Consider the following 21,053-nt stretch of genomic DNA (forward strand, 5'->3'; position numbering starts at 1 on the left):
TTCATGAAACTTAAGGCCTTACAGATCAGCGGCTTTAAATCCTTTGCTGATAAAACAACAATTAATTTTGAAGATGGAATCACTGGCATTGTGGGTCCTAATGGCAGTGGAAAGAGTAATATTATTGAAGCTATCCGATGGGTCATGGGTGAACAGTCTGCCAAAAGCCTTCGTGGTGGTAAAATGCCAGACGTTATTTTTGCTGGTTCACAAAATCGTAAACCTTTAAATCGAGCTGCAGTGACCATTACATTCGATAATTCTGATCATTTTTTGAAAACAGATTTTACGGAAGTCAGTGTCACACGAAAGCTGTTTCGAAATGGTGACAGTCAGTATTTGATTAATCAAAATGAGTGTCGTTTAAAGGATGTCTTGAATCTTTTTATTGATACTGGCCTCGGAAGAGACTCATTTTCAGTGATTTCTCAAGGTAGAGTTGAATCAATTTTTAATAGTAAACCAGAAGACCGGCGCACAATCATTGAAGAAGTTGCCGGTGTTTTGGCGTATAAACAAGATAAGCAAAAAGCTGAACAAGAACTAACAAAAACGAATGATAATTTAGATCGGGTTAGTGATTTAATTGCAGAATTGCACTCTCAAATTGAACCTTTGGAAGAGCAAAGTAGTTTAGCACAAGATTATTTGGATCAAAAAAAGCAATTTGATCAGCTGGATAAAACGCGTTTAGTAAATTTGATTGACAAATTACAAACGCAAAGTAATACTACCCAAGCAGATATTGATGAAGCTAATCGATTGGTCACCCAGTATAGTAGTCAAAAGAAAGAATTGAATGCTGCGGTTACAAATCTTAAAGATCAACGGCAAGTTTCAGAAAAAGAAAAAGATCAATTGCAGGCTGACTTACTTGAAACAACCAAAAAGTATGAAAATTTAGCAGGACAACAAAATGTTGATTCAGAAAAAAATAAGTATCAACAGCAACAAGTTGCAGAACTAGGCCAGTCAGTTAAAAAAAATGAACAAGAACTAGAAAAAAATCAGGATCAGAAACAACAATTAGAGAAAAAAGTTAGCGACTATCAAAAGACAGTTGGTAATTTAAAGAAACAATTAGCCAAACTTTCAGAAAAAGAAATGCAGCAACGTCAGCAGGATGCTCAAGAAAAAATTGACCAGTTACAGGCGTCATATATTGAGAAAATGCAACAATTAGCACAGGTTCATAATGAGCAAGCTAATTTGAAGAAGAGTTATGAACAAGACAGTCAGCAACAATTGCATGTCAATGCTGACTTAGTTAAATTGCAGACGCAGTTACAGGATTTAAAACAAAGCTATGCTGATCAACAAAAAAAGGTTGCCCAGTTAGAGAAACAAACTACAGTTGCAGAAGACCAATTAAAATTAGCACTAACCGATTATCAAAAATTTACAAATCAGCAAAAACAGGGGCAAGATAGTTGGTTACAAGCGATCCAAGTTTATCAACAAGCCAAAACGCGATTAGAAACCCTTAGTAGTTCTGAAACAGAATTGCGAGGCTTTTATCAAGGTGTTCAGAGTGTGTTGAAAAATCGGAATCAGTTTAAGGGGCTAGTTGGTGTCGTTTCGGATTTGTTAAAAGTTCCAGAAAAGTATACCAAGGCCGTTGAAACAGTTTTAGGAAGTCAGTTGCAACAGCTAGTTACAAAAAAGGATCAGGATGCTCGTAATATCATCCAATATTTGACGCAGCATCGTGCTGGTCGTGTAACTTTACTACCGTTAACCACAATTCGGGCCAAACAAATTTCACCAAAAGTTCGCCAAGAGCTTGAAAATAGCGAAGGGTTTGAAGGAGTTGCTTCAGATTTAGTTGAAACAGATCAAAGCCTAATTGTTGTTAAGCAATACTTACTAGGGAATATTTTAATTGCCAGTGATTTAGATCATGCCTCAAAAATATCAAAACAACTTACAGCGCGGCTGAGATTTGTCACCTTGAATGGTGAAATTATTAATCCTTCTGGTTCAATGACCGGTGGTGTTAACCGGCATCAAACAGCTGGATTATTAACGCAAAAACAGCAACGTAATGATTTAAGTAAACAGGTTTCTCAAATGAAATCTGAACTCGAAAATCGCGAGGAATTGGTGCAGGACCTTAAACAAAAAATGACCGCTGCGGAAACTAAGGGTAGCGAACTTAGACAACAGTTTAATACTGCAAATGATCAGTATAAGGATGCCCAAAGGCAACTTGAGATGATTGCCAACCAAGTGAAGGAACTTAATCGGCGAATTGATGCAGTCAGCTATGAGTTTAACCAAAAAGGTGACTATAAGAATACGTTTGAAAGCCAGTCAACGAATTTAGCAGATCAGGAAAAATCGCTTAACGATGAGTTAACTGTAATTACGACAAAAACGGACACACAAAAGGCAGATCTTACGCAATTACGACAGACACAAAATGCGAATCAACAATCAATTACGCAACTTAGAGAGCAACTAGCGACTGTCCAAGCTCAATTAACGCAGGGCAAGACAATTTTAAGTGAGCGTGACCAGAAAATTAAGAGCCTCCAACAATTGGTTTTAGATGCCAAGAATCGACAATTAGATTTACAAAAGCAACAAAGGGTTCAAGGATCGAAAAGTCAGACAACCCAAGAAGAGCTTGCAAGTGATCAACAACATATTGAAAACTTGAAGAAAGAATTAAGCAAACAACAGGCTAGTTTTGAAACTCTTGAACAAACGTTGGCCCAAAAAGAAACGGGCCTTCAAAGAGTCCAAGAACTAAATTCGGTTGCAAGCGATGATTTGCAGGATATAAAGGTTAAGCAAACTCGTGTTAGTGAGCAGGTTGATCATGCATTGAACGATTTAAGTGAAAAATACCAACTAAGTTTTGAATTGGCTAAAAAAGATAGGCTAGATATTGATCAGCAGGATCTAGAACGTCAATTAAAACTTATCAAAAAGGGATTAGATGAAATTGGTGATGTGAATGTGGGTGCAATTGATGAGTATCAACGTGTTTCAACCCGCCACCAATTTTTAACAGAACAAAAAGATGATTTGATGACTTCACAAAAGCAATTATTGGAAACCATTAATGAAATTGACACGGAAGCAGCCACACGGTTTAAAACCACTTTTGATCAAGTTTCAGCTTCATTTTCAAAGGTGTTTGTCAGAATGTTTGGCGGTGGTAAAGCCAAGCTGGAGTTGACGGATCCAGAGCATCTGCTAACAACAGGATTGGAAATTAAGGCACAACCGCCTGGCAAAAAGTTCCAACGTTTGAGTTTGCTTTCAGGTGGAGAACGGGCTTTGACCGCAATTACCTTACTTTTTTCAATTTTAGAAGTTAAACCAGTGCCATTTTGTATTTTGGATGAAGTTGAGGCCGCATTTGATGATGCTAATGTTAGTCGATTTGCTGATTATCTTCGCAACTTCCAGCAACAAACGCAATTTGTTGTGATTACCCATCGAAAGGGTACAATGGTAGAATGCGACGTCTTGTATGGGGTAACCATGCAGGAATCAGGCGTTTCAAAGATGGCTTCTGTGTCTCTTGAAGATCTTTCATGAAAGGAAACTAAAACACAATGAGTATATTCGGTCGAAGAAAGAAAAAGAAATTAGAACAACAAGCACTAGAAGAACAGCAAGCATTGGCAAAACAAGCAAAAGAAAAACCAGTTGCTGAAAAACCAGCGGAAGAAAAAAGTGATGCACCAGTTGAAGAAAAAGCACCAGAAGTCCCAATCAATCCACAAGCTGCGACAACAGAACAAAATAAAGAGGTTGATCGCTATAATCGGGGGCTCGAAAAATCTCGGCGCACGTTTGGACAAAAATTAGCAGACCTTTTTGTTAACTTTAGCGGTGTTGATGATGATTTTTATGATGATCTTGAGGAAACTTTAATTGGTGCCGATGTTGGTTTTGAAACTGCGGTCCAAATTAGTGATGAAGTTCGGGAAGAAATTGAATCCAAACATGTCACAGACCAAAAAGTAATTTCAAACTTGATTGTTTCTAAGCTAGTTTCGCTTTATACACGAAATGGAACAACTGAAGATAATCATCTGGTTTTTGCCACAGAAGGTCCCAGTGTTTTCTTATTTGTGGGAGTCAACGGGGTTGGTAAAACGACTAGCATTGGTAAACTCGCAAATCGGTTTAAGAAGCGGGGTAAAAAAGTGCTATTGGCTGCTTGTGATACTTTCCGAGCTGGTGCCATTGAACAATTACAAGAATGGGGTAAACGTGATGGCGTTCCCGTAGTTGCTGGTCCCGAAAAGAGTGATCCAGCGGCCGTTGTGTTTGATGCGGTTCAAAAGGCTAAAAAAGAAAACTATGATTTGGTTTTGGTTGATACCGCTGGACGTTTACAAAACAAAGTTAATCTGATGAACGAGCTGGATAAGATGCGGCGTGTGATTACGCGTGAAATTCCGCATGCTCCTCAAGAAATTTTGTTAGTTTTGGATGCCACAACGGGTCAAAATGCCATGAATCAAGCCAAGGTTTTCAAAGAAACCACGGAAGTTACTGGAATTATTCTTACAAAATTGGATGGAACAGCCAAAGGTGGAATCGTACTGGCCATTCGGAATCAGTTACATCTTTCCGTTAAGTACGTTGGATTGGGCGAACAGGTGGATGATCTAAGTCCATTTTCACCAAAAGATTTTGTCGATGGTTTGTTTAGTGATTTTTTGGAGACAAGCAAATAGGAGTGGTGTGATTAAATGGAAATAGAAAAAAACAATCGCATAAACTTCCTTTTTGAATTTTATGGGTCCTTACTAACCAAAAAACAGAGTAATTACATGCAACTTTATTATGCAGATGATTATTCACTAGGTGAAATTGCAGAAAATTACGCCGTGAGTCGGCAAGCAGTGTATGATAATATTAAGAGGACGGTCCAGATTCTTGAGGATTACGAAGAAAAATTGCATATTTATGGTGATTTTTTAACGCGTAATCATCAAACGGACCGCTTAACTAACTATGTCAAAAAAAATTATCCACAAGATGAAACACTTCTAAAATTGATTGATAATTTAGAATCAATTGAAGCAGAATGAAAGGTAGGGATTAACCTATGGCTTTTGAAAGCTTAACAGAACGACTTCAAAATGCTTTCAGTAAATTAAGGAAAAAGGGTAAAATTTCTGAATCAGATTTAAAGAGCGCAATGCGTGAAATTCGGCTTGCCTTATTAGATGCTGATGTTAATTTTACAGTTGTTAAAAACTTCGTTAAAACAGTCCGTGATAAAGCAATCGGAGCTGATGTTTTAGATGGCTTGAATCCAACGCAGCAGATTGTCAAAATCGTTAATGATGAATTGGTTAAGGTCATGGGCGATAGTGCCGTTGGCTTAAACAAATCTCCAAAGATTCCAACAATTATTATGATGGTCGGGCTACAAGGAGCCGGGAAAACAACTACTGCCGGGAAATTAGCCTTAAAGTTAAAAAATGAACAAAAGGCACGGCCGCTGATGATTGCGGGGGATGTTTATCGTCCTGCTGCGATTGATCAATTAGTTCAGGTTGGCCAACAAATTGATGTTCCTGTTTTTCAATTAGGGACGGATGTTGATCCAGTCGAAATTGTGCGCCAAGGTTTGCAAAAGGCTCAAGAAGAAAACAACGACTATGTCATTATTGATACAGCCGGTCGTTTACAAATTGATGAAAAATTAATGGATGAGCTTTCGCGAATCAAAGATTTAGCGCATCCAAATGAAATTTTGTTAGTTGTCGATGCCATGACGGGACAAAATGCGGTAAATACGGCTGAAGGATTTAATAATCAATTAGACGTAACCGGGATTGTTTTGACCAAGTTAGATGGCGACACTCGTGGTGGTGCTGCACTCTCGATTCGGGCCGTAACCGGTAAACCAATTAAGTTTATTGGACAAGGCGAAAAGATGAAAGACTTAGATGTTTTCCATCCTGATCGTATGGCTTCTCGAATCTTAGGGATGGGCGATATGCTTACCCTGATTGAAAAGACGCAAAAAGAATACGATGACAAACAAGCTCAAGACATGACCGAAAAAATTCGGGAAAATAGTTTTGATTTTAATGATTTCGTCGATCAAATGGATCAAATGCAGAATATGGGCTCCATGGAAGATATCATGAAAATGATTCCAAGGATGGCCAATAATCCCGCTATGAAGAATGTCAATATTGATCCTAAAGATATGTCTCATATGAAGGCCATTGTAATGTCAATGACACCGGCTGAACGGGAAGATCCTGATTTATTAAACCCAAGTCGTCGTCGTCGAATTGCAGGTGGTTCTGGTAGACCAGTTGTTGAAGTTAATCGAATGATCAAACAGTTTGGTCAAATGAAGAAAATGATGAACCAAATGAGCAAAGGTAACTTCAATGGTATGGAAGGCATGCTGGGTAAAGGCGTAAGTGGCCGTCTCTCTAAGCTCGCCATGAATTCTATGGTTCGTAAAGGTAAGAAACGTAAGAAGAAACGGATGAAGAAGAATAAACGAAACAAGTGATTTATCGTGGCTTTTGTTCATTTGAACTCACTTCTTGACTAACATGCAAAATGAAAAAAGCGACTTCTAAAAGTTGCTTTCAGATAAATTTATTTAATTAAGGAACCATGGTAATTTTATATTAGAATCGCTATTCTAATAGGTATAAGCATATAAAAGTATTTGGATGGATCTATGGGGCTCGTACATTATTCAAATACTTTTTTGTATTCTGTCTATTTTTTGTAAAATAAGCCTAAAGAAATTGAGGAAATAGTTGTGAAACAAAAAAATTCTTCTTTCATAATTAAACCAGAAGCTTTTTATCCGAAATTAGAATCTAAATCTGAATTAAGTGTAGCAATGCATAAGACAATTCAAGATTCATTTAAGGCTGACCCTGTAAGTGATTTAGTTTCAGATCACAGCGTTTTAAAAGGTCATCGAGAAATCATGCGTTTAATAGAAACCGATTTTCCAAATTTAACCAAATCTCAATGGCAACAAGCTTATCAATTTTTACAACATAAACATTCTTATTTTGATGCAGAATTTATTTTACAAAGTGTTACTTTATATCTGATTGTTAAATGGGCAACTACTCAGAAACTAACGGAATTGGAACAGCAATTTATCGCTGCAGTGACTGTCGATGGACAAAGTGAACTCTATATCAAAACTAACAATGAAAAAGTTGCCGATGAGGTAAAACAAATAAATACGAATTTACAAAAAAATCAGGAACAAAATCAACAGGAACAAAACAGTGCAAACAAAGATAATTTTGGTAAATATCTTGATATCTGGTCAGCTAACAATGATAAGGCATTGAATGATTTAGAAACGCTTATTAAAAGACAAGAGTTAGATTGGTGGATTGTTAACTGGAATCCATCCGTTATTCATCAATATTGGTTAAAATTGGAAAAATCTAATCTAAGTAAATTGGATGTTTTGTCTGATCCTAGTTTTTTTAGTCTGAATAACCAACATCCTGAACTAGCAAATAAATGTTATCAAGATTCTTTCTTGGCAACGGGTCCAGTAGGAGAGAAGGTTGATTTTTCAGATATAACTGCGATTACTGATGATAATCCACTAGCATTTTATTTATTGTCCAAATTAGCCACGCAGTCGACAACGGTCAGTTTATTAATCATTAATCAGCTTCAAGGCTATACACATGGGAATCGTTATTGGCTGAATGTGGATCGTTATTCGCCTAAAGTTCGAAAAACGGCTCTTTCAATTGAAAAAGCACTGTTACCTTTAGAAAGTTCACCAAGATTAACTTCTTGGCAATTGTTTAGATTGTTTGCTGAGGATTTAGGGTGGTTTTGGGACTAGTTCAGAGTGATTCGTCTTTGTTATGTTTCAAAAATTTAAAAAGTCGATCTCCATAATTTGGGGATCGGCTTATTTTTACGGTGCTTTCTTATTGCGTTAGTACTTAATTAATCCTGATAACTATCAATCAATTCACCATTAGTTTGATCAAAAACTGCAATATTACCAATTCGAGAATCACCGACATGATTACCACCATCAATAAAGTAGCGAGCCTGCTCATTAGAATATTGAATTTTTTTGATGGGACACGGCATAGTTTGGTCAGCAAAATTGTTTGAGAAGACTGGCCTACTATTATCTTCATAATTTCCATAAATTAAAACGGTTGGTGTGTGACCCGTAATAATTGTTTTATCTGTAAAGTTATGGGCAAAAATATTGGTATTATACGGTGATTTATAAATATATTCCTCACGAATCCACAGCTTGTCTTCAATAGAGGTCATAAATGGATTTGGCCGAGTCCAATCGAGGCCAGCATGGACAAAGTATAAGTTATCAAGTGTATAGTCAATTGGCAAAGAGTCAATCCAATTTAGCATATCCATGTTTTTTTCCTTTACCAATAGACGATCTCTTTCGATAGAATATCCCCGACTGGTCAGCTCATATATCCATTTTTTAAGGGTAGCTTTGCCACCGTTTCCTAGCCAAAGCTGATCTTGCGGATTGGCCATGTAGTCCAATAGCATTTGTTCATGATTACCTTTTAGAACGATAGTTTGGTTAGGACGAGTTTGTTGATATGTTCTAATTTTTTGGAGAACCAGATAACCTTGCTTGTGACCATCTACATAATCGCCCATAAAAATAAGATTTGCTTCAGGGTATTTGGTAATCAGTTCATTAAGTTTGGTAAAAACAGCAAGATTACCATGAATGTCACTGACGGCAATGGTAACAGTATTTGGATGAACAATACTTGTCATGGTTATAATCTTCTTTCTATTAATTGGAGTTTTTAATTTGGATAGTGTTGTAAAACATGCCGAAATGGTATTGACGACAAAACTCGTAGGATCCGGAACTACTTAAGTAGCAGGAAATTCAGCAAGTTCGGACTTGTTTTGACAATTTAGAAAAATTTATCTTTTAAACCCTAAAAATAAAAAGGTTCTAAACGATATATGCAGTGGGAACTATGCTTATGATGTTTAGAGCTTTTTGAATTTATCAAATAGATACTTAATGTTTAAATTTTTTCAAAAACTTGGTGAAACAGCTAGACTATTAATTTTTTGATTTGTTGCTAGATTCATCATATGCTTGCTGTAGTACTGGAACGAATTAGTTTGTTAGGTAATGCAAGAGTTACGTTATGATAATTTTTCTTATCGTTGATTCTTAATTCTAAAGTAGAAATCAGTAAGTCAGCAATATCACTGATTGGTTGTGAAATTGTAGATAGTTCAGGAAAATAATTTTGAATAAATTTTGTTCCATCAAAGCCAATAACTCTTAATTGCTTAGGTATATCAATGTTCAATTCTTTTGCAATGTTAATAATTAATAGAGCAGTAGAATCATCTGATGCAAAAATACCGTCCACTTTATGATTATTTAGAAAATCACGAATTAACATTTTTTTAATTGCCACAGAATTGTCAGTTTTAACACTAAAATAGTGGCTTTCCAATTTGTGCTGTTTTAAAGTGTCTTCAAATCCCTGTACTCGAAGATCAGTTGGATTTTCATTAGGGCTTACATTGACGTTACCGACAAAGTAAATTTGGTTGGCTCCATTTGCGATTAGTTCCTTTGTTGCTAGCTGTGCTCCCTGATAGTTGTCACTGCTAATAATAGGGATGTTTTCTGATAAATGCCTATCAAAGGAAACTACAGGAAGATCCAAGGTTTTGTACTCTTCAATATTTGTGTTATGTGTGCCAGCAATAATGCCATCAACTTGATTGGCCTGAAGCATTCTTAAATAAGATCGTTCTTTTTCAGAGTTATTAGCAGAATTACATAATATTATTTTATAGTCTGCACCAAAAAGCTTATTTTCAAGATCCTCAATTAACTCTGCATAAAATGGATTGGTCACAGACGGAAAAATTACGCCAACTAATTGAGTTTTTTTACCTTGTAAAGATCTGGCTAAAGAGTTTGGTTGATAATTTAGTTCTTTCATCGCTGAAAAAACTTTTGCACGGGTTTTTTCACTCAGAGATCCATAATTATTAATAACTCTGGATACGGTAGTAGAGGAAACACCTGCTTTTTTTGCAACGTCAGATAATTTTGTCACGTTTCATCATTCCTTATTTACTTGCGTCAAATTCCAAAGACAGCTTTTAATACTAAGGGCCCTTTTTGTAGAAACATTAATTTGATTTTGAAATTTATTTGGGAAAACCCTAAGTGTAACTACTTTATAACCCTTATTCAAATATATTTCAATAATTGATTTATCCACGAATACATTTAGTGTCAGAGGTTTGTGAGCAGGTAGGATGCTTGTACGCTTAAAACCATACTTTTCTGCAAAGCAAATGCCTGATTTGGCTCGATCTACGATTACCGTGCCCTTGATAGTGTTAAAACTAATTTTTACAGAATATTTGTTTGATGAGTCCGCCATAATATTTAAATCACCATTTGTATTTTGGGGAACGTCAACTTCGAGTTCATATGAATTAGATGTATTTTTAAATAGGATTGTATTTGTGTTGAAAATAGTAATATTTTTAAAAGTAGGCATTTTACGTAAAGATTGTGTTTCTTTAACTGGATATTGATACAGATGGTCATGCTTTAATGTAAGTTCTTTAACAAGGCTCAGACAATTTGCCCACCCATCTTTGTCGGTTGGGTAGCTAATGTCTGGCAAACCAACCCAACTAATTGCAAGAGCTCGACCATCAGGCGCGTTAAAAGCTTGTGTTGCGTAAATGTCAAATCCATCATCCAAGTTTTTAAGTGAGGTTGGTTGATCAATTGTAGCTTCTTTTTTGTCAAAACGATTTCCAGTAATATAGGTGTTTGGATAGATATTTTTATAATTTAAAATGTTTTTCTCTAATTTTTGTGGGCAAAAAATTAGAACAGGCTTTTTACCAATGAAAATTAAATTGGGACATTCAATCATACAGCCCAAGATTTTATTTGAAAAATGTAATTCATCTTGAAATTTCCAAATTTTTAGATCTGCAGATGTGAATAATAAAATTTTTCCTTGTAAATTTATATTTTGGCCACCAATAATAGCCATGTATCCAGTTTTCGTTTTAGTAATTTGTGGATCTCGAAATTCATTTGTGTAATTAGACGGTACATTTGAAATTAGAGGATTAGGTAGTTTTGTAATTTTATTGTTAGGATCTAACCACGCGCCATTTTGATATGAGTGGCGACGCCAATTAGTATCCCTAGTATTTCCTGTATACATAATAAACAAACTATTTTTAACGGGTAAAGCAGATCCTGAGTAAACGCCCTGTGAATCAAATTTGGAGTCAGGCAATAGGGCAGGACCGATATTTTTCCAGTGAACAAGGTCTTTGGACTCAATATGAAACCATGATTTTAATCCGTGAACTGGTCCAAATGGATAAGATTGATAAAATAGCTGCCATTTTCCGTTAAAATAAGAAAATCCATTTGGGTCATTAAGAAGGCCAGTTGCTGGTTGAATATGATAATCTGTTCGCCAAAAAGAATAATGCACGCTTTTTGCTAAACTATGTACATAAGATTTTTTCCAATTACGATATGGTTTATATCTTAAATCTGTGGTCCATGTATTAATCATAGTATGACTCCTTTGCTTTTATGATAAGCGTAAAGCATACGATTACATGCTTATAACATGAGTATAACATGAGTATAACATGAGTATAACATAATTATAAATAAAGTTTTGATAAACGTTTGACAATTTTTAAAAACTTTGTATACTAGATTTGTAAAACGTTTTCAATTAAAAACAACGAAGGAGAATTCAATGGAGAAAAAATGGTGGCAAAAAGAAGTTGTTTATCAAATCTATCCAAGAAGTTTTAAAGATTCAAATTCAGATGGCAATGGTGACATTAATGGTATTACAGAAAAACTAAAATATCTTTCTAATTTAGGAGTTACTATGATCTGGATTTGCCCTATATTTAAGTCTCCAATGGTTGATAACGGGTACGATATTTCTAGTTTTGAAGAAATCAATCCAATGTTTGGTACGCTAAGCGATCTTGACAAATTAATTGCAACTGCTAAGCAATTGAACATCAAAGTAATGCTCGATTTAGTTATTAATCATACGTCGGATGAACATGAATGGTTTAAAAAAGCTTTGAAGTATCCAAATAGTAAATATCGAGACTATTATATTTTTAAATCTTCACAAAATGGCAATAGGCCTAATAATTGGCGATCGTTGTTCGGAGGCAGCGTCTGGGAGCCGGTCCCTGGTGAAAATACATTTTATTTTCATTCTTTTCATAAAAAACAACCGGATTTAAATTGGGAAACCCCAGAATTGAGAAACGAAATTTATAATATAGTCAATTGGTGGCTGAATAGAGGAATCTCCGGCTTTCGACTAGATTCAATAACGTTTTTGAAAAAGAATCAAAGCTTTAAATCGTTTCCAAGTGATGGAAATGATGGATTGGTTTCTTGTACAAAGGGAACCCGTAACCAACCTGGATTAGATATTTTTTTAAAAGAATTAAATAAAAAAACTTTTTCAAAACATAATTGTATTACTGTTGGTGAAGCACCTGGAGTGAAATATTCTCAGCTTGATGATTTTATTGGTGATAATGGCTATTTTTCAATGATATTTGATTTTCACTATGCAGATATTGATGTCGAAAGTGGGAGTGAATGGTGGAAACGAACGGATTGGACAGTTAAGGATTTTAAAAGGTTATTATTTAGAAGTCAAGATGCCTTACAGTTAGCAGGATGGGGAGCTAATTTTATTGAGAACCATGATCAACCGCGGGCACTTTCAAAATACATTCAAGATCCTAAATATCAAAATGCAATTGGTGCAAAAGCTTTGGCAGCTATGTACTTTTTTTTGAGAGGAACACCATTTATCTATCAAGGGCAAGAATTAGGTATGCATAATTTTACTAGAAGCAGTATTAAAGAATTTGATGATGTTTCAAGTGTTGATAATTATCGGCGGGCAGTTAAAGAAGGGTTTGATCATGTTCAGGCGCTTCAATTTGTAAACTTGCGAAGCAGAGATAATACTCGTACTCCGTTTCCATGGAACATTTTAAAAAATGCTGGTTTTTCAGAAGCAAATCCGTGGTTGTCACTTACTGAAGGTTATCAAGATCTTAATTGTGAAGAAGAATCTGCACAGAAAGATTCGGTTTTGAATTTTTATAAAAAAATGATTCAACTGAGAAACAGTTCAGAGAACAGTGAAGAACTAGTTTATGGTGATATTCATGAGCTTACTGAAATACCAAACGAAGTTATTGGGTATGTACGGGGGAGCAAGCAACATTTTTATAGTTACACGAACTTGTCATCTTCATCCATAAGTATAAAGATTTCTTTTAAAGCAAAAGTTTTATTGAATAATTATCCTAGTTTAAATTTAGAAAATCAAAAATTAAAGTTAAAACCGTATCAGACAGTTTTATTAAAGGAGGAAAGATGAATTATGAAGAATGAAACGAGCAAATATAAAAAAATTGCCGATCAATTAATAAACATTGTAGGAAAAGATAATATAGAATCAATTACACATTGTGTTACTCGGCTTAGAATTGTTGTGAAAAACAGGAACGCAATTGATGATGATGCAATTCAAGACGTAGATGAAGTAAAGGGTGTGTTTTACACTGGAGGACAGTATCAAATTATACTGGGTACCGGTATAGTTAATAAGGTTTTTGACCAGGTCTCTGGGGTAAACAAAGATGGTACTGAGGACAGTAAAAATGAGGAAACTACGAATACAGGTGGCTCATGGATAGATAAGCTAAAACGAGGAATTAGGATTCTGAGTGATGTATATTTACCAATTGTACCTATTTTGGGTGCCACTGGGTTATTCCTTGGATTAAAGGGTGTAATGTATAATCCAATCGTATTAAGTTGGATTGGAATGACACCCAAAATGATTCCTAATTCAGTGACAACTCTTTTGACTGTTTTGACTGGAACTGCGTTTAATTTTCTTCCAGCTTTTATCTGCTGGTCGGCGTTTAAAAAGTTTGGTGGAACGCCAGTTATTGGATTCCTTATTGGGTTAATGTTAGTATCCCCATCACTTCCCAATGCATATGATGTGGCAAGTGGAGCTATTAAGCCTATTATGCTTTTTAATATAATTCCAATTGAGGGTTATCAAGGTAGCGTGCTAACTGCTCTATTTACAGGTATTATTGGAGCAAAATTAGAAAAAAGATTAAGAAGAGTTATGCCAAATTCGATGGATTTAATTTTTACACCCTTTGTTGTAGTGCTTGTTATGTTGACACTAGCATTCTTGGGTTTTGGACCCATTGTTCATCTTATTGAACAGGGATTGGTACATGCAATTCGTGCTTTCCTATATCTACCATTTGGAATTGGTGGATTTTTGATAGGTGTTCTGTATCCATTGTGTGTGATGACAGGCCTTCATCAAATGTCAATTGTTGTTGAAACCTCTTTACTGGCAGCAACTCATTTTAATCCAATGATTACAGTAGAAGCAATGTATGGATTTGCAAATGCTGCTGTTTGTTTGGCTTTGGCGTTACATAGTTGTAAAGCATCTCAAAGGTCAGCTGGTATTAGTGCAACAGCAACTCAAATATTAGGAGTAAGCGAGCCTGCCTTATTCGGTGTTGTTTTACGGGCTGGGTTACCGGCACTTTTGGTGATGGTATTATGTTCTGGATTAGGAGGAGGTATTTTATCTCTACTTCATATTCAAGCAAATTCATATGGTCTTGCCGTGGCATTATCTCCTTTAATGTATATTTATTCGGCACATCAATTAATAGTGTATGTATTAGTTGGTATCGGTACTTTCATCGTAGCTTTCTTGGCGACAAATACATTTGCTATTCCAAAAGATGATCGACAAAGGTCTATTCATGAAGAGGATAAACCTTCAATGACTATAAATGATAACCAAATTGGAACAACTGCATTATTTGCGCCGGTTGTGGGAAAAGTTATAAGTTTAAATGAAACGAACGATCCGGTGTTTTCTCAAAAATTAATGGGTGATGGATTTGCGGTTGAACCAACAAATGATGAAATTATGAGTCCTGTAAGTGGAAAAATTACTATGATTGCTGAAACAAAACATGCTGTTGGTATTACTACTAAGAGTGGGTTAGAAATTCTTGTTCATATGGGAATTGACACAGTTTCTTTAAAAGGTAAGCCTTTTGATATAAAAGTGAAAGTTGGCGATAGTGTTCATATTGGTCAAAAGATTGCCAAAATGAACGTAAAAGAAGTTAAAGCAGATGGTAAAGATGCAACAGTTATGGTGGTGATGACTAATATGAATGATGTGGTTAGTGATTGGAAACTTGAAGCTATTAATCTTGACGAAAAGGATTATCCTGAAATAGGAATTGCTACAATGAATGGACAATAACAGCTGAATGTAAAATGAATCATACTTCTTTAAGTTGAATTTGCGGTTTATATACTAATTAAATTTGGAGATAAAAAGAGCTAGAAATTTTAAATTTCTAGCTCTTTTTTCAGTTGCATCTGACATGCACTAAAGTTCGTTACATTTTTTATAATATAAGCATGAAATGCTCAGTAGATAATTAGTTTCTGGGTATTGCCGTTGTGTCACCAATTATGAGATCAGCGTTTTCTAGTTTTTGTATGGACTCATTTTTTTTATTAATTAATGCATCAAGCATTTTGAAACTATCTTCAGCAATTTGTTTTTCATTTTGTTGAACATGTGTAAAATGTACGACTGACTCATTATAAAAATGTGGTGAGTCATAACAAATAATTGAAAAATCATTTGGAATTTTATAATTCAGTTCGATTAAAACTTGATAAAGAATTGTTGCAGGATAGTACTCTGTTACGAAAAATGCGGTGATTTGAGGGTCTTTTTTTAATAGAGCAATTACTTTTGTTTTAAGTATTTCCTTTTTAGTAAGAAGTTCTTGGCGTTGTTCATAATTAATTCCTTGAGTATATAAAATAGAGGTTACATTTTTCGGAAAATTATTTAAAAATGTTTTTGCGTGCGTTACTCGATCCTGAATTGAAGAATCAGATGCATTTTGTTTTGGAACAATACAAATATGTCGATGACCAAGCTTTACTAGATACTCTAAAGCTTCTTGAGTGGCCTTTTTGTTATTAGTTACAATATAGCTGGCGTTAACATCTTGAATATAACGATCAAGCAGAACTACTGGATATTCATCGATAATCAATTTAAGTATTTCTGTGCCAATTACCTTTCCTGGAATTGGCCAAATAATTAATCCATTTGCATATTGTCGCATTCGCTGAATAGCCCGTGATTCGTCTTCAAAAGAATTGTCTTTAGTTTCAGCATAAAGGAAGTTTACATTATTTTCATTAGTGATACTACTTAAAGTAGAAAGAATTTCGGTTCCGAAAGATGGTGCAAGTTTTGGAAATATTGCTCCAATAGTAATAATTTCACTTTTTTTACGATTGATTATTTTAGGCTTGTTTGTGCTAAGAACGAAAGAGCCTTTTCCTGGGAAACGTTCAATTAACTTTTTATTTACCAGTATATCCAAGGCTTTTCTTACCGTCATGCGGCTGACACCAAATTGTGCCATAAGCTCAGATTCTGTTGGTAATTTATCACCTCCCCTTAAATCTTTGTTAGTGATTTTTAATTCCAATTCTTGCTCGATTTTTCCATATAATGTTGTTTGTGTTTTATCTTCCATTGGCTACCTGATTTCTGAAACAAATTATTTAATGTACGATTATTATAACATATGTTAAAAGATATTCACTAAATTAAAACTGAACTTAATTATAACAGTGCTATTCGAATTTTATAAAAAAATTCGAAAAAAATTGGAAAAGTACGTGCCGTACAAGTATGTACATTTATTATATATAAATGCATGACAAAATAAATATTAAATACATATAGACAAATAATATAAAAGGTGGTACTTTATATATGTAAGCGATTTATAAATAGAGGAGGAAAGTTTTATGAAACGTGTATATATTGTTCCACACAGTCATTGGGATAGAGAATGGTACATGCCATTTGAGCAACACCACATGAGATTAATTGAACTTATTGATAATCTTATTAAATTGTTTAAGACAGATCCAGAGTATAAATATTTTCATCTTGATGGACAAACTATTATCTTAGATGATTATTTGCAGGTTAGACCAGAAAATCGTGAAATTATTCAAAATCTAATTAACCAAGGAAAGTTACAAATTGGGCCGTTTTATATTTTACAAGATGCATTTTTAACTAGCAGTGAATCTAATGCACGTGATATGTTGATCGGACATCGTGACTCGAAGTCATGGGGCAAACATATGGTACATGTTGGCTATTTTCCTGATACTTTTGGTAATATGGGCCAAGCACCGCAAATGCTTAAGCAAGTTGGATTAGATACAGCTATGTTTGGGAGAGGAGTTAAGCCGACTGGTTTCTCAAATTCTACATCACCAGAAGATAACTTTTCCACTGAATTTTCAGAGATGAAATGGGTTGGGCCTGATAATTCATCTGTGTTAGGAATCCTATTTGCTAATTGGTATGACAATGGTAAAGAAATTCCAACGGATCCTATTAAGGCGAAAGCTTTTTGGGATAAAAAGCTAACAGATGCTGAGAAATCCGCTTCTACAGATGATTTGTTATTCCTGAATGGGAGTGATCATGAGCCAGTGCAAATGGATCTATCTAAGGCTATAAGAACGGCCAATGAATTATATCCAGATATTGAGTTCATTCATGGAAATTATGATATGTATATAGAACAACTTAAAAAAGATCTTCCAAAAAAAATAGATGAGATTGATGGTGAATTAACATCACAGGAAACTAATGGGTGGACAACGTTAGCTAATACTGCATCCAATAGAATCTATCTTAAACAGTGGAACACAAAAGTTTCTAAACAGCTTGAAAACATTGCAGAACCTTTAGCAACAATTGCTTCACAAAAAACTGATTTTGAATATCCGCATGATCAATTAAGATATGCTTGGAAGTGGTTAATGCAAAATCATCCGCATGACAGTATATGTGCTTGTTCTGTGGATGATGTAGCTGATGAGATGATAACTCGGTTTAAAAAGTCAAATCAGGTAGGCAAATTTGTTGCTGATGCTGCTCTTAACAAAATAAAAGGTCAATTAAATACAAACAAAATTCCCCATAATTTAGGTGAAATTCCGTTTACAGTTTTTAACACTGGAACCTCAAACAAAACGGGTACCGTGATCGCTGAAATTCCAATTAAAAAAATTAAGTTTAATCCCAACAAGGATAGTTCTGAAAAAATATATCAGGCACTTAAGAACGAGAATACTCCCAAATATACTGTATATGATGATCAAAATAAAACTATTCCCGCAGAGGTGCTAGATAGCAAAGTCAAATTTAATTTTGATTTGCCAAAAGATAAGTTTCGACGGGCATATATAGAAAAGGTGATCCACGTAAAAATATTGATGGAAAACATGAAACCAGTTTCGTGGAAAACTTTTAAGTTAGTGCCACTTAATATTGATTCAAAAGTTTTGCAGAAGAACTCAATGATTCACGATGGCATTTTAGAAAATGAATTTTTAGCAATTAAATTTTCCAAAAATGGTACATTAAGCGTTACTGATAAACAGACAGGGCATTTATTTAAAGATCAATTATGTTATGAAGATACTGGTGACCTTGGAAATGAATATGTTTATCGAGCACCAAAAAACTCACGACCAATATTTTCTAGTGATTTTCCAAACAAAATCGTTATTAAAGAAAACAACAGTTTTGTAGGTAAGGTTGAAATTAAAGTAAAAATGAGAATACCAGTTTCAATGAACAAGAAATTAAAAGAGGAGCAAGAGGAGCATCTCGATTACCGTCTTCGTACTGCGCAAAGATCAGGGCGATTCACTGATTTTACGATTCAAACTGAAGTTACTCTGGAAAAAGGCAGTAGAAGAATTGGAATTCGTACAAGCTTTGATAATAATTCTATGGATCATCGAGTTAGAGCGTTATTTTCAACTGGCCTTCAAACAAAAGAACATTATGCAGATAGTATATTTGAAGTTGTTAAACGGCCGAATAGCGTTAGTGATAAGTGGAAGAATCCAGAGAATCCTCAACATACACATAGTTTTGTAAATGTTCATGACAAAAAAGTGGGAGTTACAATTTCAAACTTTGGACTAAATGAATATGAAGTAGACAATACTGGTAAACAAATTGCTATAACTCTTTTAAGAAGTATTGGAGAAATGGGCGATTGGGGATACTTTCCAACTCCTGGTGCTCAATGCCTAGGCCAAAGTGTTGTAGACTTAGGAATTGCATTTCATGGTTCGAACGAAGAGTCAAGATTACAAACATTTCATGATGCATTTGCTGCACAAGTACCATTTACAATTATTAAGGATGAGTGGAACGATGGTAAGATAGAAACAAGTGGTTGTTTTGTTAATGTGCCATCTAAAGAAATCAAAATAACAGCTATAAAATTACAAGAGGATGGCAACAATGTGATAACCAGACAGTATAATCTGACTAACCACGAAAGCCACAAAGGATTTGTTATAGGAGGTTATGTACCATATAAAAGCAATATATTAGAAAAGCAGTTTGACAGAGAAACAGCCAATCTTAAGTTACAACCATATGAGATACACACCAGTGTTTGGAGGAAAAAATAATGAGCAGGCTTGTTAATGAATTAATTAAACGCCAAAAGAAAAACTATATGCAGAACCCTTTTATTACTTCTCTATTTGGAGCAGATCCTGCGGCACATGTTTGGAAAGACGGTCGTCTTTATGTATATGCATCTAGAGATATTGATAAATCAGGAAGTAACCTGACAATGGATTACATGGACCATTATCATGTGTTCTCTACTACTGACATGGTTAACTGGGTAGATGAGGGCGAAATATTTAGTTCTGAACAGGTAGACTGGGGAATTGATGGATTTATGTGGGCGCCCGATGCTGCATATAAGAATGGTAAATATTATTTTTATTATCCTCATCCAAGTTCGGCTCCCTGGAATGATAATTGGAAAGTTGGAGTTGCGGTTAGTAAGCATCCAGCCTCTAATTTTGAAGATATAGGAACTATAGAAGGACTAGGTGGTCATGCATTAATTGATCCGTCTGTGTTTATTGATGAAGACGGTCAAGCTTACATTTATTATGGTGGGGGTGCACATGCATATCAAGGAAAAATGAACGAAGATATGGTTTCATTGGCGAAACCGATGCAAACAGTTGAGGGGCTTAGAGATTTTCATGAGGCTGCCTGGATTTTTAAGCGACAGGGCATTTACTATTTCACTTATTCAGATAATCATAGTGGTGCAAATCACATGTGTTATGCAACTAGTACAACGCCATTAGGTCCATGGAAATATCAAGGATATTATATGCTACCGGTTGGATGTGAAACAACTCATGGTTCTGTTGTTGAGTACAAAGGAGAATGGTATGCATTCTATCATAACAATGCAATTTCAAATTTAAACGAATTGCGCTCGATTTGTTGTGACCATCTACAATTTAATAAAGACGGTACAATCCAAATGGTAATTCAAACGAGGAACGGAACATTGCCTTTAGAAGAAAATGGATTTGAAAAGCCACTAAATTTTCAACAGTATTCAGTGAAAGATAATAATAACTTGATTGACTTGAAATTAACAAAAGAAAAGCGTTCGCCATTCCAAAATATTGTTACTGGATTTGATCATTTCGGATCTTCAATTTGTTTTAGAAAAGTAAATGGATTTGAAAACGGACGTGTTGCTTTGGGTATTTATTATGGAACTGCCACTAATCTCTCAAAATTGAGACTTACTGTGAATGGTAAAGATTGGTCACTAGTCAATTGTCCCTATACAGGTAGTGGACATACCTTTGATGGTTACTCAACAATCACTATACAAATAAAACCTGGAGAGAATAATACTGTGATTCTTACTGGGGGCGCTGGCGAGTTATCATTAGAGGGAATTTCTGTAGCTCAAGTTAAGGAAAGATAGAAAGGAAGGATGAA

The 21,053-nt window shown here is 35.0% G+C and carries 13 protein-coding genes; 9 read left to right on the forward strand and 4 right to left on the reverse strand.

What is annotated here, in order from left to right; all coding sequences use genetic code 11:
- Positions 1-3: 3 nt before the first annotated feature.
- The 5 genes from smc (at position 4) to ADU73_RS08985 (ending at position 7,837) form a co-directional block, all read left to right on the forward strand.
- Complete coding sequence (smc, locus tag ADU73_RS08965; protein WP_062913407.1) at positions 4-3,552, forward strand: chromosome segregation protein SMC; 3,549 nt, start codon at positions 4-6, stop codon at positions 3,550-3,552.
- A 17-nt stretch (positions 3,553-3,569) separates the two neighbouring features.
- Positions 3,570-4,703 (forward strand): signal recognition particle-docking protein FtsY, encoded by a 1,134-nt coding sequence (gene ftsY, locus ADU73_RS08970; protein WP_080945484.1) that lies wholly within the window; start codon positions 3,570-3,572, stop codon positions 4,701-4,703.
- 15 nt (positions 4,704-4,718) lie between these two features.
- The gene (locus ADU73_RS08975) at positions 4,719-5,060 is read left to right on the forward strand and encodes a putative DNA-binding protein (protein WP_046870843.1); all 342 of its coding nucleotides are present in this window, start codon (positions 4,719-4,721) and stop codon (positions 5,058-5,060) included.
- Between the two features lie 17 nt (positions 5,061-5,077).
- Positions 5,078-6,511, forward strand: a complete 1,434-nt coding sequence (gene ffh, locus ADU73_RS08980) for a signal recognition particle protein (RefSeq protein ID WP_062913408.1) — start codon at positions 5,078-5,080, stop codon at positions 6,509-6,511.
- A gap of 258 nt (positions 6,512-6,769) precedes the next feature.
- Positions 6,770-7,837: a hypothetical protein gene (locus ADU73_RS08985; RefSeq protein ID WP_046870845.1), complete on the forward strand. Its 1,068-nt coding sequence runs from the start codon at positions 6,770-6,772 to the stop codon at positions 7,835-7,837.
- A 107-nt stretch (positions 7,838-7,944) separates the two neighbouring features.
- Here the strand turns inward: ADU73_RS08985 and ADU73_RS08990 are convergent, their stop codons facing one another.
- The 3 genes from ADU73_RS08990 to ADU73_RS09000 form a co-directional block, all read right to left on the reverse strand.
- On the reverse strand, positions 7,945-8,769 hold the full coding sequence (locus ADU73_RS08990) for a metallophosphoesterase family protein (RefSeq protein WP_056986148.1): 825 nt from the start codon (positions 8,767-8,769) through the stop codon (positions 7,945-7,947).
- Between the two features lie 329 nt (positions 8,770-9,098).
- Positions 9,099-10,091, reverse strand: coding sequence for a LacI family DNA-binding transcriptional regulator (locus tag ADU73_RS08995; RefSeq protein WP_046870597.1), 993 nt, complete (start codon positions 10,089-10,091; stop codon positions 9,099-9,101).
- A 6-nt stretch (positions 10,092-10,097) separates the two neighbouring features.
- The gene (locus ADU73_RS09000; RefSeq protein WP_046870596.1) at positions 10,098-11,594 is read right to left on the reverse strand and encodes a sucrose-6-phosphate hydrolase; all 1,497 of its coding nucleotides are present in this window, start codon (positions 11,592-11,594) and stop codon (positions 10,098-10,100) included.
- 192 nt (positions 11,595-11,786) lie between these two features.
- On the opposite strand from ADU73_RS09000, the gene ADU73_RS09005 reads away from it, so the two are divergent.
- Both ADU73_RS09005 and ADU73_RS09010 read left to right on the forward strand, forming a co-directional pair.
- A complete protein-coding gene (locus tag ADU73_RS09005; protein WP_046870595.1) occupies positions 11,787-13,460 on the forward strand; it encodes an alpha-glucosidase in 1,674 nt (557 codons plus the stop codon).
- Positions 13,461-13,463: 3 nt separating this feature from the next.
- A complete protein-coding gene (locus tag ADU73_RS09010; protein WP_062913409.1) occupies positions 13,464-15,404 on the forward strand; it encodes a PTS sucrose transporter subunit IIABC in 1,941 nt (646 codons plus the stop codon).
- Between the two features lie 181 nt (positions 15,405-15,585).
- Here ADU73_RS09010 and ADU73_RS09015 read toward each other — a convergent pair whose 3' ends face one another.
- Positions 15,586-16,710 (reverse strand): GntR family transcriptional regulator, encoded by a 1,125-nt coding sequence (locus tag ADU73_RS09015; RefSeq protein ID WP_056986147.1) that lies wholly within the window; start codon positions 16,708-16,710, stop codon positions 15,586-15,588.
- A gap of 277 nt (positions 16,711-16,987) precedes the next feature.
- Here ADU73_RS09015 and ADU73_RS09020 point away from each other — a divergent pair, with 277 nt between their 5' ends.
- Entirely contained in the window at positions 16,988-19,696 is a 2,709-nt protein-coding gene (locus ADU73_RS09020) for an alpha-mannosidase (RefSeq protein WP_062913410.1), read from the forward strand.
- Complete coding sequence (locus ADU73_RS09025; RefSeq protein WP_081113874.1) at positions 19,696-21,039, forward strand: family 43 glycosylhydrolase; 1,344 nt, start codon at positions 19,696-19,698, stop codon at positions 21,037-21,039. The genes ADU73_RS09020 and ADU73_RS09025 overlap by 1 nt, the downstream gene beginning before the upstream one ends.
- Positions 21,040-21,053 lie beyond the last annotated feature (14 nt).

The sequence above is a fragment of the Pediococcus damnosus genome (genome assembly GCF_001611155.1).
Taxonomy (GTDB): domain Bacteria; phylum Bacillota; class Bacilli; order Lactobacillales; family Lactobacillaceae; genus Pediococcus; species Pediococcus damnosus.